Raw genomic sequence first — 14,425 nt, forward strand, 5'->3', positions numbered from 1 at the left:
CAATGCCCGACCAGTCCGACCTCAACCCCGGCGACGAGGTGAAGCCCGCAACCGACCAGAGCGGCGAGCACGTCTGTCCGCGCTGCTCGGGCACCGGCCGCCAGGGCGAAGCCCCCTGCCCCGACTGCGGCGGTTCGGGGAAGATCATCGCGCTGGTGGGGGATGCGTGAAATAGGCCTCTTCCCGCCTGCAGGGAGAGGGTTGGGAGGGGGCTCGAGCGGAGCGAAGGGCCTCAAACGCCCGTGCGTCTCGGCGCCCGGAGCCTCCCTCACCCTACCCTCTCCCTCCGCGAGCGGAGGGAGAGGTCTGAGCGCTACCTCGGCAGCTTGCTGGCGCCCATCAGGTAGGCGTCGACGGCCTGGGCGCACTGGCGGCCTTCGCGGATGGCCCAGACCACCAGCGACTGGCCCCGGCGCATGTCGCCGCAGGTGAAGATGTTGGGCGTCGAGGTGCGGTAGTCGGAGACCGAGGCCTTGACGTTGCCGCGCGGGTCGAGCTCGACGCCCGCCTGCTCGACGAAGCCTTCGTGGCGCGGGCCGACGAAGCCCATGGCGAACAGGACGAGGTCGGCCTTGAGCTGGAACTCCGAGCCCGGGATCTCCTGCATGCGCATGCGGCCGTCATCGCCGGTCACCCACTCGAGGCGGACGCACTCGACGGCGGTCACCTTGCCGTTCTCGCCGATGAACCGCTTGGTGCCGACGGCGAAGTCGCGCTCGCAGCCTTCCTCGTGCGACGAGGAGGTGCGCAGCTTGAGCGGCCAGTCGGGCCAGGTCAGGGCCTTGTTCTCCCGGGCCGGCGGCTCGGGCATGATCTCCAGCTGCACGACCGAGGCCGCGCCGTGGCGGTTGGAGGTGCCGATGCAGTCCGAGCCGGTGTCGCCGCCGCCGATGACGACGACGTGCTTGCCCTTGGCCGAGATGGTCCCGTCCGGGGCGGCCTGGTGCTCGGGATCGCCCGCCACCCGCTTGTTCTGCTGGGTCAGGAACTCCATGGCGAAGTGGACGCCGTCGAGCTCACGGCCCGGCACGTCCAGGTCGCGGGGGTTCTCGGCCCCGCCGGCCATCACCAGCACGTCGTAGTCGTCGAGCAGCCGCTGGACGGAGACGTTCTTGCCGACCTCGAAGTTGGTCCGGAAGATCACGCCTTCCGCCTCCATCTGCCGGATGCGCCGGTCGATGAGGTGCTTCTCCATCTTGAAGTCGGGGATGCCGTAGCGGAGCAGGCCGCCGACCCGGTCGGACTTCTCGAACACGGTCGGCGCATGGCCGGCGCGGGCCAGCTGCTGGGCGCAGGCCAGGCCCGCGGGGCCGGAGCCGACGATGGCGATCCGCTTGCCGGTGCCGCGCGGCGAGGGCTGGGGCGTGATCCAGCCCTCTTCCCAGCCGCGGTCGACGATCTGGCACTCGATCGTCTTGATGGTCACCGGGGTGTCGATGATGTTCAGCGTGCAGGACGCCTCGCAGGGCGCCGGGCACACCCGTCCCGTGAACTCCGGGAAGTTGTTGGTCGACTGCAGGTTCTCCAGCGCCGTCTTCCAGTGGTCCCGGTAGACGAGGTCGTTGAAGTCCGGGATCTGGTTATTCACCGGACAGCCGTTGTGGCAGAACGGAATCCCGCAATCCATGCAGCGCGAGGCCTGCTTGCGCACCGCCTCGATCGGCAGCGGGTGGACGAACTCCTTCCAGGTCTTCAGGCGCTCGGCGGGCGGCTCGTAGCCGCGGTCCTGACGCTCGACCTCCAGGAAGCCGGTCGGCTTTCCCATCTCGTGATGCTCCGAACTCTAATCTGCTATTCGGCCGCGACCGGGGCCGCCTGCCGTTCCGCCGCCATTTCCATGAGGGCGCGGCGGTAGTCCTTGGGCATGACCTTCACGAAGTTCCGGACCTCGGCGTCCCAGTTGTCCAGGATCGCCCGGGCCCGCGCGCTGCCGGTGTAGAGCAGGTGGCGCTCGATCAGGATCTTCAGCCGCTCGGCGTCGAACCGCAGCACGTCGCCCATGCCGTTGTTCTCCACCGAGATGGAGCGCTGGCTGGGGCGGTACGGCTCGTCCGCCGGATCGGGCCGGCCGGCCGGCTCGACCTTCTCGAGGTCGACCATGGCCATGTTGCACAGATCGCCGAAGCGGCCGTTCGGATCGTAGACGTAGGCGATGCCGCCGCTCATGCCGGCCGCGAAGTTGCGCCCGGTGTCGCCGAGCACGGCCACCACGCCGCCGGTCATGTATTCGCAGCCGTGGTCGCCCACGCCCTCGACCACCGTGACGGCGCCGGAGTTGCGCACGGCGAACCGCTCGCCGGCGACGCCGTGGAAGTAGGCCTCGCCCGCGATGGCGCCGTAGAGCACCGTGTTGCCGACGATGATGTTCTGCGTCGGCTCGCGGTTCGCCTCAGGCGGCTGCTTGACGACGATCCGGCCGCCGGACAGGCCCTTGCCGACGTAGTCGTTGCCCTCGCCGATCAGCTCGAGGCTGACGCCGCGGGCCGCGAAGGCGCCGAAGCTCTGGCCGGCCGAGCCCTTGAAGGTCAGCGAGATGGTGTCCTCGGGCAGGCCGGTGTGGCCGTAGCGCTTGGCCACCTCGCCGGACAGCATGGCGCCGGCGGTGCGGTTGACGTTCTTGATCGCGAACTCGCCGCGGACCGGCTTGCCGTCCTCCAGCGCGTCCTTGGCGAAGGCGATCAGCTCGTTGTCGAGCGCCTTCTCCAGGCCGTGCTCCTGGCGGTCCATGTTCCACAGCCCCTTGGGGCTCTCGACCGGGGCCTTGTAGAGGATGCGCGACAGGTCGACGCCGTGCGCCTTCCAGTGGTCGACGGCGTCGGCCATGTCGAGGCGGTCCACCCGGCCGATCATCTCGTTGACCGTCCGGAAGCCCATCTCGGCCATGATCTCCCGCAGCTCTTCGGCGACGAAGAAGAAGTAGTTGATCACGTGCTCGGGCTGGCCGGTGAAGCGCGCGCGCAGCACCGGGTCCTGGGTCGCCACCCCCACCGGGCAGGTGTTGAGGTGGCACTTGCGCATCATGATGCAGCCGGCCGCGATCAGCGGGGCGGTGGCGAAGCCGAACTCGTCGGCCCCGAGCAGCGCGCCGATGGCCACGTCCCGGCCGGTGCGCAGGCCCCCGTCCACCTGCACGGCGATGCGGGTGCGCAGGCCGTTGAGCAGCAGGGTCTGCTGGGTCTCGGCCAGGCCGATCTCCCAGGGCGAACCGGCGTGGGTCAGCGAGGTGAGCGGGGACGCCCCCGTGCCGCCTTCGAAGCCGGAGATGGTCACGTGGTCGGCGCGCGCCTTGGCGACGCCCGCGGCCACGGTGCCGACGCCCACTTCCGAGACCAGCTTCACCGAGATGCGGGCGCCCGGATTGACGTTCTTCAGGTCGTGGATCAGCTGGGCCAGATCCTCGATCGAATAGATGTCGTGGTGCGGCGGCGGGCTGATCAGGCCCACCCCCGGCGTCGAGTGCCGGACGCGCGCGATGTTCTTGTCCACCTTGTGGCCGGGCAGCTGGCCGCCCTCCCCGGGCTTGGCGCCCTGGGCCATCTTGATCTGGATGTCGTCGGCGTTGACCAGGTACTCGGTCGTGACGCCGAAGCGGCCCGAGGCGACCTGCTTGATGCGCGAGCGCAGGGAATCGCCGTTCGGCAGCGGCTTGAAGCGGTCGCGCTCCTCGCCGCCCTCGCCGGTGTTCGAGCGGCCGCCGATGCGGTTCATCGCCAGCGCCAGGGTGGTGTGCGCCTCGCGGCTGATCGAGCCGAAGCTCATCGCCCCGGTGGAGAACCGCTTGACGATCTCAGAGGCCGGTTCGACCTCGTCCAGCGGGATCGCCCGATCGGCCGGCTTCAGCTGCATGAGGCCGCGGATGGTCAGCAGCCGCTCGCTCTGTTCGTTGATGCTGGCCGCGAACTCCCGGTAGTCGTCGGGCAGGTTGCCGCGAACCGCGTGCTGCAGTTTGGCGACGCTTTCCGGCGTCCAGGCGTGGGTCTCGCCGCGCAGGCGGAAGGCGTACTGGCCGCCGACGTCCAGCATGTTGGCGTAGATCGGGTTGTCGCCCCAGGCGTCGCGGTGACGGCGGACCGTCTCCTCGGCGACCTCGGTCAGGCCCACGCCCTCGATGGTCGTGGCGGTGCCCGTGAAGTACTTCTCGATCAGCTCGCTCGACAGGCCGACGGCGTCGAAGATCTGGGCCCCGCAGTAGGACTGGTAGGTGGAGATGCCCATCTTGGACATCACCTTCAGGATCCCCTTGCCGACGGCCTTGATGTAGTTCTTGCGGACCTCGTAGGCTGACTGCGTCATGCCCGTGCGGACCCGCAGCTCCTCGAGGGTCTCGAACGCCAGATAGGGGTTGATCCCCTCCGCGCCGTAACCGGCCAGGACGCAGAAGTGGTGCACTTCGCGCGCCTCGCCGGTCTCGATGACCAGGCCCGTCTGCATCCGCAGGCCCTGACGGATCAGGTGGTGGTGCACCGCCGCGGTGGCCAACGCCGCCGGGATCGGGATGCGGTCAGCGCCCGCCGCCCGGTCGGAGACGATCAGGATGTTCATGTCCGCCAGCACCGCCTCGGTGGCCTCGCGGCACAGGCGGTCGAGCGCGGGCTCGAGCCCCGCCGCGCCCTCTTCGGCCGGCCAGGTGGCGTCGAGCGTGGCCGTGCGGAAGGCGCCGTCCAGCAGCTCGTTGATCGAGCGGATCTTGGCCAGGTCCTCGTTGGTGAGGATCGGCTGGCTGACCTCCAGCCGCTTGTGCGTGCCGGCGTTGTGGCCGAGCAGGTTCGGCCGCGGCCCGATCATCGAGACGAGGCTCATCACCAGCTCCTCGCGGATCGGGTCGATCGGCGGGTTGGTGACCTGGGCGAAGTTCTGCTTGAAGTATTCGTAGAGCAGCTTCGGGCGCTTGGAGAGCACCGCGATGGGCGTGTCGGCGCCCATGGAGCCGACCGGATCGTCGCCGATCCGGGCCATCGGCTCCAGGAAGAACTGCATGTCCTCCTGGGTGTAGCCGAAGGTCTGCTGACGATCGAGCAGGGCCGAGGGGTCGTTGTCGCCCATCGCCGCCTCGGCTTCGGGCGCCTCGGGCAGTTCCTCCAGCTTGAACTGGGTGTCGGCCAGCCACTGCTCGTAGGGCTCTTCGTCGGCGAGCGAGGCCTTGATCTCCTCGTCCTCGATGATCCGGCCCTGCTCCATGTCGATGAGCAGCATCTTGCCCGGCTGCAGGCGCCACTTGCGGACGATCCGCTCCTCCGGGATCGTCAGCACGCCGGCTTCCGAGGCCATGACCACGTGGTCCTGGTCGGTGATCAGGAAGCGCGCCGGGCGCAGGCCGTTGCGGTCGAGGGTGGCGCCGATCTGGCGCCCGTCGGTGAAGGCCACCGCGGCCGGACCGTCCCACGGCTCCATCAGGGCGGCATGGTACTCGTAGAAGGCGCGCCGCTTGGCGTCCATCAGCGGGTTGCCGGCCCAGGCCTCCGGGATCAGCATCATCACTGCATGGGCGAGCGGGTAGCCGCCGGCGACCAGCAGCTCGAGCGCGTTGTCGAGGCAGGCGGTGTCCGACTGTCCGTGCGGGATCAGCGGCCACATCTTGTCGAGGTCGGCGCCCAGCAGCGGGCTCTCCAGCGAACGCCGGCGGGCGTTCATCCAGTTCACGTTGCCGCGGACGGTGTTGATCTCGCCGTTGTGGGCGATGAACCGGTAGGGGTGGGCCAGCTTCCACGACGGGAAGGTGTTGGTCGAGAACCGCTGGTGCACCAGGGCCAGGGCCGACTCCGAGCGCGAATCGGCCAGGTCCTTGTAGAAGGTGCCGACCTGGTGGGCGAGCAGCAGGCCCTTGTAGACCACCGTGCGGGTGGACAGCGAGGGCATGTAGAGCTGGGTCAGACCCGGCAGGTTCTTCTTCTTCGCCAGATCGGCGATCGGGTTCTGGGTCTGCTTGCGGACGGCGAGCAGCTTGCGCTCGTGCGCGTCCTGGTCCTTCACGTTCGGCCCACGGCCGATGAAGGCCTGGCGGATGACCGGCATCTGGGCCAGCACCGCCTCGCCCAGGCCCGTGGTGTCGATCGGCACGTCCCGCCAGCCGAGCAGCGGCTGGCGCTCGACCTTCAGGAAGTGCTCGAACTGGGCGCAGGCCACGGCGCGCGCGTCGTCGTCGCGCGGCAGGAAGCACATGGCCACGCCGTATTCGCCGGCCGGCGGCAGGTCGACGCCCGCCTCCTCGGCCCAGGCGCGGTACAGGCCGTCCGGAATCTGAATCAGAATCCCGGCGCCGTCGCCGACCAGCGGGTCCGCGCCGACCGCGCCGCGGTGGTCGAGGTTGACCAGGATCTGCAGGCCGGCCTCGATGACCTCGTGCGACTTCTTGCCTTTGATATTGGCGACAAAGCCCACGCCGCACGCGTCATGTTCGTTGCGGGGGTCGTAGAGACCTTGCTGCTGGGGCAAGCCCATGCTGATCTACCTCACTCCATAGCAGGCGCGCGCGAGCGCGCCCCGAAAAGGGGCCCACCCCACGCGCGATTGGAAGGGCCGCGTTTAGCGGCAAGTTCAGCCCCTGTCGATGGGACTCTCGCTGTAGGCGGGCAATGTTTTTCTAAACCGCCGCGTCCAGCAGCGTTTTATCTGCGTGCTGGACGTCGGTGCAGCCGGTCAGGATCATCGCCGTCGCGAGCTCCGCGCGAAGCGTCCCCAGCATGCGTTCGATCATCGGCTGACCGCCAGCCCCCAGGGCGTAGGCCCAGGCGCGACCGATCATCACGCCCTTCGCCCCCAGCGCCAGGGCCTTGAGGATGTCGAGGCCCGAGCGGACCCCGCCGTCCATCAGCACGGTGAGATCGCCGCCGACCGCATCGGCGATGCGCGGCAGGGCGGCGATAGAGGACTTCACCCCGTCGAGCTGGCGCCCGCCATGGTTGGAGACGACGATCCCGTCGGCGCCGGCGCGGACCGCCTCACGGGCGTCCTCCACGTCCAGCACCCCCTTCAGCACGACCGGGCCGTCCCAGCTCTCGCGCACCCAGTCGATCTCCTTCCAGGCGACGGTGCGGTCGAAGTTGGCGCCGATCCAGCCCCAGAAGTCGTTGAAGCCCTTCGCCTGCGGCACCGCCTTGGCGACGTTGCCGAACACGTGCGGCCGGCCGTTCAGATAGACGTCCCACAGCCAGCCCGGGCGGGTCAGGCCCTGCCACACGCGGTTGACGTTGGCCCCCGGCCCGGCGGCGCGGGAGGAGAGCCCCGAGCGGACGTCCCGGTAGCGGGTGCCGGGGACTGGCAGGTCGACGGTGAACACCAGCACTCTGCTGCCCACGTCCTTGGCCCGGGCCAGGAGCTCGCGCATGTAGCCGCGGTCCTTCAGCATGTAGAGCTGGAACCAGGGCGGCGTTCCGGCCCCCTGCCCCACCTCCTCCAGCGGGCAGATGCCGACCGTGGAGAGGCAGAAGGGCACGCCGGCGGCCTTGGCGGCCCGCGCGGCCTGCACCTCGCCGCGGCGGCCGTACATGCCCGCCATGCCGACGGGCGCCAGGGCGAGCGGCATGGCCATCGGCTCGCCGAACAGGGTGACGGCGGTGGAGAGCCTGCTCATGTCCTTCATCACCCGCTGGCGCAGGGCGATGGCCTCCATGTCGGCGACGTTCCGGGCCAGCGTCACCTCGGCGTAGGAGCCGCCGTCGATGTAGTCGAAGATCATCCGCGGCAGCCGCCTGCGGGCGAGCTCGCGGTAGTCCGATATCGACGCTGGCAGCATGCGGGGCCCCTCCTGGCCGCCAATCTGGCGCAGTTCGACGGCGCGTCAAACGGATGGGTGACAGGCGGGGCTCCGCCCAACCAGACACCGGGCGAACGGGGTGACTGGTTGCGCCGGCCAGGCGCTACCTGTCACCCTCCTCCCGCCATGCGTGCGCTCCTCATCGTCCTCGCCAGCCTCACGCTCTGCGCCTGCAACGTGGTGATGAGCGAGGAGCCGCTGTTCACCGAGGCCGACGCGAAGCGCGCCCCGGCGTTCCGCGATGGCGCCTGGGTGTCACTGACAGCTGAGTGCCAGGCCCAGTGGCGCGATCCGAAGGCGCCGCCGCCGAGCTGCGTCGAGCACGGCGAGGTGCGCGGCGGGCGTCTCGTGCCGCCGGACGACCCGTCCATGGCGGTGATCGTCGCAGGCGGCGGCGAGCCGCTGATCGTACAGGTGCGGTTCACGCAGGAAGAGGCCGCCACCGGCGAGCCCTTCCGCGTCCACATCTACGGCGCCCTCAAGCCCACGCGCCTCGACGAACGCGGCCGCATCGTCGAGGCCCGACGTTGGCTCGTCCTCTGCGGCGAGCCCCCGCCGGGCGCGGGCCAGGACAGCCTCCGCCGCGAGGAGCACCTGACGGCGCGGCCCCTCCCCGGCCTGACCGTCGACAAGGAGCTGGGGATCTGCCGCGCCGGCACGGCCGCCGCTGTCCGGGCCGCCGCGCGGGCGAGCGAGGCCTGGGATCTGGAGAAGGCGGTGGTGCGGTGGGTGGGCGATCCTACGCCGCCGTAGAACCTGCACCACACCTGGCGCATTCTGCTTGCGCTGCGGCGGCGGGGGCTGGCGGGCCGGCCCTCGCCTGCGCTAGAGCGTGCGTCGACATCTTCTTGGGAGAGTTGCGGTGAGCCAGACGATCGAGCGGCCCTGGGCCTTGATGCGCCACCATGCCGGTTGGGCCGACGTCTTCCACATCGAGAAGGAGAGCGCGGACTCGGTGACCGGCTTCTATCCGGACCGCGAAACGGTCGGGCCGCCGGTGAACTATTCGGTGCGCGCCGTGCTGGCCCGTTTCCCCACCCTGGAGGCCGCCCGGGCCGCCCGCGAAGGCGCGGTCGCCGAATGGCGCAAGCACGACGCCGCCGTCCGTGAGGCCGAGGCCAAGCTGCGCGAAGCCGAGAAGGCCCGCGAGGACGCCTGGCTGACCTGCCTGAGGGAAGCCGCCGCGGCCCACTAGGGCGCGCCGGCCGCCGTTGACGCAAATCCGATAACGCCGTTCACTGCGCGCCTGCCCGTTGGGGAGGCGACCGGATGCGGATGATCGAAGGCGCGCTGGCGGCTGCGCCGCTCACGCTGCTGATCTCGGCCCTGCTGATGGGGCCGGCCGCCGTGCTGGGTCAGCCCGGCTGGCCTCAGGGCTGGATCGTCGTCGGCGTCTTCGCGGCCATCTACTTCACCGGCTCGGGCTGGCTGGCGGTGCGCCGGCCGCGCAGCTTCAAGGTCCGCCGGCAAGGGATCGTGGCCGACCGGGAGAAGAAGCAGCCGCTGATCGATGCTGTCGGCTCGATCGCCTTCTTCGCCTACCTGACCGCCTGGTTCGCCTTCATCCCGCTCGACGTCTTCCTTCTGAAGCTGGCGCCGGAGCCCGCCTGGCCGCTCAGGGCGATTGGGCTTGCGGGCTCGGTGGCGGGCCTCTTGATCACCCAGCTGGCCATCGCGCAGAACGAATTCGCCGCGCCCACGGTGCAGGCGCAGGCCCGACAGCAGGTGGTCGACACCGGGCTCTACGGCGTGATCCGCCACCCCCTCTACGCCGGCAACCTGCTCACCTACAGCGGGATGGCCCTGTGGTTGGGCAGCCTCGCCGCACTGGCGGGCGTGGTCGTGGTCTTCCTCTTCACGGTGGCGCGGATCTGGGTCGAGGAGGCCTACCTGCGGGCGAATCTGCCCGGATATCCGGACTACGCCGCCCGCGTGCGCAGCCGGCTGATCCCGTTCGTGCTGTAGGGCGCACCGCTTCGATCCGCAGTCGACGGCCTAGCCTGCCCTTGGCGCAAGGATGATCGCGGCGCCCGCGAGGCAGACGGCGAGGCCCACGAGGTCCCATCGATCCGGCGGCTGGCGCTCGACGAGCCAGAGCCAGGCGACCGAGGCGGCGATGTAGACCCCGCCGTAGGCCGCGTAGGCCCTGCCGGCGAAGGCCGCTTCCGAGCGGGTCAGCAGCAGGGCGAAGCCGATCAGCGCGGCGACGCCCGGCAGCGCCCACAGCGGGCTGTGACCGCCGCGCATCCAGGCCCAGAAGGCGAAGCAGCCGGCGATCTCCAGCGCCGCCGCGGCGGCGTACCAGGCGAAGCTGATCACTGCGCGGCGGCCGCCTCCGGCAGGTAGAGCACCGGCAGCTTGACCGCCGAGGGCCGCGAGGCGTCGAGGAAGATGGTGTTCTTCGCCACGCGCAGCTTGGCGTTCGGCCCGGGGTGCTCGCCGGTGTTGGGGTTCACATCGAACCGCGGGTTGTTCGACGAGGTCACGTGCACGGCGATGCGGTGGCCCTTCTCGAAGGTGATGGCCGTGTCCCACAGGTCGAGCGTCAGCTTCTCCGGGGCGTTCGGGGTCATCATCTTGATCTCGTCGGGCTTGCGGCCGTCGCGGTAGCGGGTGCGGATGGCGCTATCGAGCACGATGGCCTCGTAGCCGTCCGGGTAGACGTCGACGAGCTTGACCATGAAATCGGTGTCCGGGCCGTCGGTGGCCGCCCACAGCTCCATGGTCACCGGGCCGGCGATCACCACGTCCTCGGTCAGCGGGGCGGTGGTGAAGCGCAGGTAGTCCTGGCGCTCGCCGATCGGCCGCTGGTCCATGGGGCCACGCTCGAAGGTCAGGTTGGCGCCGCCGTAGGTCTTCACGGGGTTCTTGGGGTCGAACCTGTAGGTGATCGGCTTGGCGTCGGCCGGCGGGGCCTTGGTGGAGAGGCCGCCGTCCGGCTGGAGGTAGTAGTTCACTTCCCGCGAGCCCGGCGGCCAGGAGCCGAAGCTCATCCAGCGGTTCTTCGGCGAGGCGGCGCCCTTGCGCGAGGCGGCCATCATGAAGGCCCGCACAGGCGGCTCGTCCATGATGCCGTTGTCGATCCCCTTCAGCCAGTAGTCGAACCAGCGGATCTCCTGCTCGTTGGCGCCCAGCCGCCCGCCGTCGGCGTATTCGATGTCGCCGGACAGCGGCCCGTGGCCGAAGGCGCCCATCTCCAGCTTCTGGTTCCCGCGCGCGCCCTTGGCGCCGTGTTCCTGCAGGTATTGGAAGTTGCGGACGTTGCCTTCGTTGAAGATGTCGTACCAGCCGCCGTAGTTGTACATCGGGATGTCGATGTAGCGGCGCAGTTCGGCGATCTCGGTCGTGGCCCAGTAGGCGCTGTCGGGATAGTTCTGGGCCGAGCGGGCGATCACCTCCTCGCTGATCCCCTGGCCGCGGCTCCAGTCGCCGGAGTCCTTCTGCTTGAAGGCGCCGCCGATGAACGAGCCGGTCAGCCGGGTCGAGGGGGCGACCACGACGAAGGCGGCCGTCAGGTGCGGCGGGTTGTGGGTGGCGGCCATGTTGGCGGTGATGCCCATGGCCGAGCCGCCGGTGATGCCGATCTTGCCGTTGCACCAGGGCTGCCTGGCCATCCACTCGATGGTGTCGTAGCCGTCGAAGCCGTCGTTGACGAAGGCCTGGTAGAAGCCCTCCGAGCGGCCCTTCCCGCGCACGTCCTGCACGAAATAGGCGTAGCCGGCGTCCGTGTAGCGCTTGGCGCCGGCCGGCGAGGCGAACATCGCGTCCTTGCCGTAGGGCGTGCGCATGACGATGCAGGGGAACGGCCCCTGGCCCTGCGGCAGATAGAGGTTGCCGGCCAGCTTCACCCCGTCGCGCATCTCGGCCATGAGTTCGGTGGCGCCCTCGGCGACCTTCTCCGGCCGGCCGCCGCGCACCTGGCGGGGCGCGGCCTCGGCGGCCTGGGCGGAGCTCGCCTGGGCCGCCGCTTCCTGAGCGCCGCCGTGGACGAGGCAGGCGCCCATTGCGAGCGCCGCAAGACCTTTGTGCATGTATTCCCCCCGTTCTCGGCGCCGTTCGAGCGGCGCGCTTTTGCAAGTTCTAGAGCCGTCCGCCCTTCATCACCACGTACGCGACGACAGCGGCGATGGCGATGCCGACCACGGCCATCCACCAGGGCGCGAAGCGGATCTCCTTCGGCTCCGAGGCCATCAGCCGCCGGCCGGTGACCATGGCCGCGATCAGGTTGTCGCGCTTGACCACCAGGTAGAAGACCACCGCCAGGATGTGCAGCGCGATGAGCGCCAAAAGGATGTTGAACGACAGCTCGTGCCACTCGGCGAACCGGCGGCCGAGGTCGAAGCTGACGTACTGCGAGAAGGGCCCGGACTCGATGCCGTCCACATCGACGGCGAACAGGCCGAACGTCACCTGGCACACCAGGGCCAGCAGCATGGCCAGCACGCTCCAGCCGCCGAGCGGGTTGTGCCCCGGCAGGGCCGCCGATCCCGGCTTGAAGAGGGTCCGGGCGTAGGCGGCGACGGCGCCGGGGCCCTTCAGGAAGGAGGCGAAGCGCGCGGTCGTGCCGCCCGCGAAGCCCCAGAAAATCCGGAACACGAGCAGGGCCAGGACCGTGTAGCCGCTCCAGCGGTGCCAATCCATCCGGCCGATCTCGTGGGTCCACCAGGAGACGCCCACGAGCACCACGAGCGCCCAGTGGATGAGCCGGGTCGGCCCGTCCCACAGGCGCACGCGGATCTTGTCGTCGGCGTCCCCCTCGGCCATCGGCGCCCTAAGTCTTCACGCGGAATTTGTTGTGGCAGCCGGCGCAGGTCCGGCCCGTGGCGCCGACCTGCGGGCGGATGGCGCCCAGGTCGCCCTTGGCGGCCGCCTGGCCCAGCTTGCCCGCTTCGGCCTGGAAGGCCTTCTGGGCGGCGGTGAAGCCGGCCGCGTCGGACCAGATCTCGGGCTTGGCGGCGGTCTTGACCCCGGCCTCGGGGCCGGAGCCCTTGGGGAACCAGCGGTACTGCATGGTCGCCGTATCGGCGAGCACCTTGGTCGCCTTCTGGATCGCGGCGACGCTGGGGGCGTCCTTCTTCAGCTCGTCGTTGATCGTCTTGAAGGCCGCGCCCTGGGCCTTGTAGCCCTGCTGCCGCGCCTTGATGACGTCGGCCGCGCCCTGCCCGAGCGCAGCGCCGCCCGCCAGCGTCACGGCCAGCGCCGCCGCCGTGCCAACCCACTTCGCCTTCATGGAGTCCCTTTCGCCTGCGTCCGCCCTCGCCGCAGAGCTTGGAACGGCGGCGGCGAAGCCGTCAACCGGCGGCGGGTGACAAAGCCCTCCCGCTGCTGTAGATGGCGTTCCGATGATCCTCGCGGCCGGCCAATATTCGTTTTGGTACTTCGGCTATCCGACGCCTCTGGCGCCGGATGGGGATCGCTCGGCCTAAGACCCACGACAGCCGAGCCCCTGACCAGCCGCCAGAGACCTGGCGGCTTTTTTCATGCCGCCGGGCCGCCCCACCCGGAGACATGAGATGACCACCGACGACCTCCGCATCAAAGACATCCAGCCGCTGAGCCCGCCCATGCAGGTGATCGGCGAAGCGCCCGCGACCTCGATGATCACCGAGACGGTGACCGCCGGCCGGCGGGCCTTCCACGAGATCCTGACCGGCGCCGACGACCGGCTGGCGGTGGTGATCGGCCCCTGCTCGATCCACGACCCCAAGTCGGCTCTGGAGTACGCCAGGCGCCTGGCCGCCGAGCGCGAGCGGCACGCGGGCGAGCTGGAGATCATCATGCGGGTCTATTTCGAGAAGCCCCGCACCACCGTCGGCTGGAAGGGCCTGATCAACGACCCGGCGCTGGACGGCTCGTTCCGCATCGACGAGGGCCTGCGGCTGGCGCGGCGGGTGCTGCTGGACGTGGGCGCGCTGGGCCTGCCGGCGGCGGTCGAGTTCCTGGACGTGACGACCCCGCAGTACATCGCCGACCTGGTCGCCTGGGGCGCGATCGGGGCGCGGACCACCGAGAGCCAGATCCACCGCGAGATGGCCTCGGGCCTCTCCTGCCCGGTCGGCTTCAAGAACGGCACCAACGGGGCCGTGAAGATCGCCGTGGACGCCGTGCTGGCCGCGCGCCAGCCGCACCACTTCCTGGCGGTCGGCAAGGACGGCCGCTCGGCCATCGCCTCCACCACGGGCAACGAGGACGCCCACATCGTCCTGCGCGGCGGGCGCGAGCCCAACTACGATGCGGAAAGCGTCGCCGCCGCCGTGGCCGAACTCGAGGCCGCCGAGCTGACGCCCCGGCTGATGGTCGACGCCAGCCACGACAACAGCCGCAAGAACCACGAGAACCAGCCCAGGGTCTGCGCCGACATCGCCGCCCAGATCGCGGCGGGAAGCGACAGCATCTGCGCGGTGATGGTCGAAAGCCACCTGAAGGCCGGCCGCCAGGCGCTGATCCCCGGCAAGCCGCTGGAATACGGCCAGTCGATCACCGACGCCTGCATCGACTGGGAGACCAGCGTCGAGGTGCTGGAGGGCCTGGCCGCGGCGGTGCGGGCCAGGCGCGCGAAGGCCAAGGGAGGGGCGGAGATGGCGCTCTCTTAAACCTCTCCCTCCGCAAGCGGAGGGAGAGGGTTGGGTGAGGGAGGCCGCGGCCGCCCGCGCCGCCCGAGCGCCTGAGGCC

Annotated in this window: 12 protein-coding genes; 5 read left to right on the forward strand and 7 right to left on the reverse strand. The window is 70.1% G+C overall.

Annotation, left to right across the window (positions count from 1 at the left end):
• Positions 1–2 precede the first annotated feature (2 nt).
• The gene (locus tag ACFSC0_RS01170; protein WP_377281177.1) at positions 3–170 is read left to right on the forward strand and encodes a hypothetical protein; all 168 of its coding nucleotides are present in this window, start codon (positions 3–5) and stop codon (positions 168–170) included.
• A 143-nt stretch (positions 171–313) separates the two neighbouring features.
• Here the strand turns inward: ACFSC0_RS01170 and ACFSC0_RS01175 are convergent, their stop codons facing one another.
• The 3 genes from ACFSC0_RS01175 to ACFSC0_RS01185 form a co-directional block, all read right to left on the reverse strand.
• Entirely contained in the window at positions 314–1,765 is a 1,452-nt protein-coding gene (locus ACFSC0_RS01175) for a glutamate synthase subunit beta (protein WP_377281176.1), read from the reverse strand.
• A gap of 26 nt (positions 1,766–1,791) precedes the next feature.
• On the reverse strand, positions 1,792–6,438 hold the full coding sequence (gene gltB, locus ACFSC0_RS01180) for a glutamate synthase large subunit (RefSeq protein ID WP_377281175.1): 4,647 nt from the start codon (positions 6,436–6,438) through the stop codon (positions 1,792–1,794).
• 142 nt (positions 6,439–6,580) lie between these two features.
• A complete protein-coding gene (locus ACFSC0_RS01185) occupies positions 6,581–7,732 on the reverse strand; it encodes an L-lactate dehydrogenase (RefSeq protein ID WP_377281174.1) in 1,152 nt (383 codons plus the stop codon).
• Between the two features lie 147 nt (positions 7,733–7,879).
• Here ACFSC0_RS01185 and ACFSC0_RS01190 point away from each other — a divergent pair, with 147 nt between their 5' ends.
• The 3 genes from ACFSC0_RS01190 (at position 7,880) to ACFSC0_RS01200 (ending at position 9,718) form a co-directional block, all read left to right on the forward strand.
• The gene (locus ACFSC0_RS01190) at positions 7,880–8,506 is read left to right on the forward strand and encodes a hypothetical protein (protein WP_377281173.1); all 627 of its coding nucleotides are present in this window, start codon (positions 7,880–7,882) and stop codon (positions 8,504–8,506) included.
• A 109-nt stretch (positions 8,507–8,615) separates the two neighbouring features.
• Complete coding sequence (locus ACFSC0_RS01195; protein ID WP_377281172.1) at positions 8,616–8,948, forward strand: hypothetical protein; 333 nt, start codon at positions 8,616–8,618, stop codon at positions 8,946–8,948.
• A gap of 74 nt (positions 8,949–9,022) precedes the next feature.
• Positions 9,023–9,718: a methyltransferase family protein gene (locus ACFSC0_RS01200; RefSeq protein ID WP_377281171.1), complete on the forward strand. Its 696-nt coding sequence runs from the start codon at positions 9,023–9,025 to the stop codon at positions 9,716–9,718.
• A gap of 30 nt (positions 9,719–9,748) precedes the next feature.
• Here ACFSC0_RS01200 and ACFSC0_RS01205 read toward each other — a convergent pair whose 3' ends face one another.
• From ACFSC0_RS01205 to ACFSC0_RS01220, 4 genes are read right to left on the reverse strand one after another with little or no spacing between them, the layout of a single operon-like run.
• A complete protein-coding gene (locus ACFSC0_RS01205; protein ID WP_377281170.1) occupies positions 9,749–10,072 on the reverse strand; it encodes a YnfA family protein in 324 nt (107 codons plus the stop codon).
• Positions 10,069–11,784: a CocE/NonD family hydrolase gene (locus ACFSC0_RS01210; RefSeq protein ID WP_377281169.1), complete on the reverse strand. Its 1,716-nt coding sequence runs from the start codon at positions 11,782–11,784 to the stop codon at positions 10,069–10,071. The genes ACFSC0_RS01205 and ACFSC0_RS01210 overlap by 4 nt, the downstream gene beginning before the upstream one ends.
• 49 nt (positions 11,785–11,833) lie before the next feature.
• The gene (locus ACFSC0_RS01215) at positions 11,834–12,517 is read right to left on the reverse strand and encodes a cytochrome b/b6 domain-containing protein (RefSeq protein WP_377281168.1); all 684 of its coding nucleotides are present in this window, start codon (positions 12,515–12,517) and stop codon (positions 11,834–11,836) included.
• A gap of 7 nt (positions 12,518–12,524) precedes the next feature.
• Positions 12,525–12,983 (reverse strand): c-type cytochrome, encoded by a 459-nt coding sequence (locus ACFSC0_RS01220; protein ID WP_377281167.1) that lies wholly within the window; start codon positions 12,981–12,983, stop codon positions 12,525–12,527.
• 283 nt (positions 12,984–13,266) lie between these two features.
• On the opposite strand from ACFSC0_RS01220, the gene ACFSC0_RS01225 reads away from it, so the two are divergent.
• Positions 13,267–14,346, forward strand: coding sequence for a 3-deoxy-7-phosphoheptulonate synthase (locus ACFSC0_RS01225; protein ID WP_377281166.1), 1,080 nt, complete (start codon positions 13,267–13,269; stop codon positions 14,344–14,346).
• Positions 14,347–14,425 lie beyond the last annotated feature (79 nt).

It is taken from the genome of Phenylobacterium terrae, from assembly GCF_042681205.1.
Lineage (GTDB): Bacteria > Pseudomonadota > Alphaproteobacteria > Caulobacterales > Caulobacteraceae > Phenylobacterium > Phenylobacterium terrae.

What these genes read in the sequence shown, in the direction of transcription:
- ACFSC0_RS01170 (WP_377281177.1), top strand. Translation starts at nt 3, where the DNA reads ATGCCCGACCAGTCCGACCTCAACCCCGGCGACGAGGTGAAGCCCGCA.
- ACFSC0_RS01175 (WP_377281176.1), bottom strand. Translation starts at nt 1,765, where the DNA reads ATGGGAAAGCCGACCGGCTTCCTGGAGGTCGAGCGTCAGGACCGCGGC.
- gltB (WP_377281175.1), bottom strand. Translation starts at nt 6,438, where the DNA reads ATGGGCTTGCCCCAGCAGCAAGGTCTCTACGACCCCCGCAACGAACAT.
- ACFSC0_RS01185 (WP_377281174.1), bottom strand. Translation starts at nt 7,732, where the DNA reads ATGCTGCCAGCGTCGATATCGGACTACCGCGAGCTCGCCCGCAGGCGG.
- ACFSC0_RS01190 (WP_377281173.1), top strand. Translation starts at nt 7,880, where the DNA reads ATGCGTGCGCTCCTCATCGTCCTCGCCAGCCTCACGCTCTGCGCCTGC.
- ACFSC0_RS01200 (WP_377281171.1), top strand. Translation starts at nt 9,023, where the DNA reads ATGCGGATGATCGAAGGCGCGCTGGCGGCTGCGCCGCTCACGCTGCTG.
- ACFSC0_RS01210 (WP_377281169.1), bottom strand. Translation starts at nt 11,784, where the DNA reads ATGCACAAAGGTCTTGCGGCGCTCGCAATGGGCGCCTGCCTCGTCCAC.
- ACFSC0_RS01215 (WP_377281168.1), bottom strand. Translation starts at nt 12,517, where the DNA reads ATGGCCGAGGGGGACGCCGACGACAAGATCCGCGTGCGCCTGTGGGAC.
- ACFSC0_RS01220 (WP_377281167.1), bottom strand. Translation starts at nt 12,983, where the DNA reads ATGAAGGCGAAGTGGGTTGGCACGGCGGCGGCGCTGGCCGTGACGCTG.
- ACFSC0_RS01225 (WP_377281166.1), top strand. Translation starts at nt 13,267, where the DNA reads ATGACCACCGACGACCTCCGCATCAAAGACATCCAGCCGCTGAGCCCG.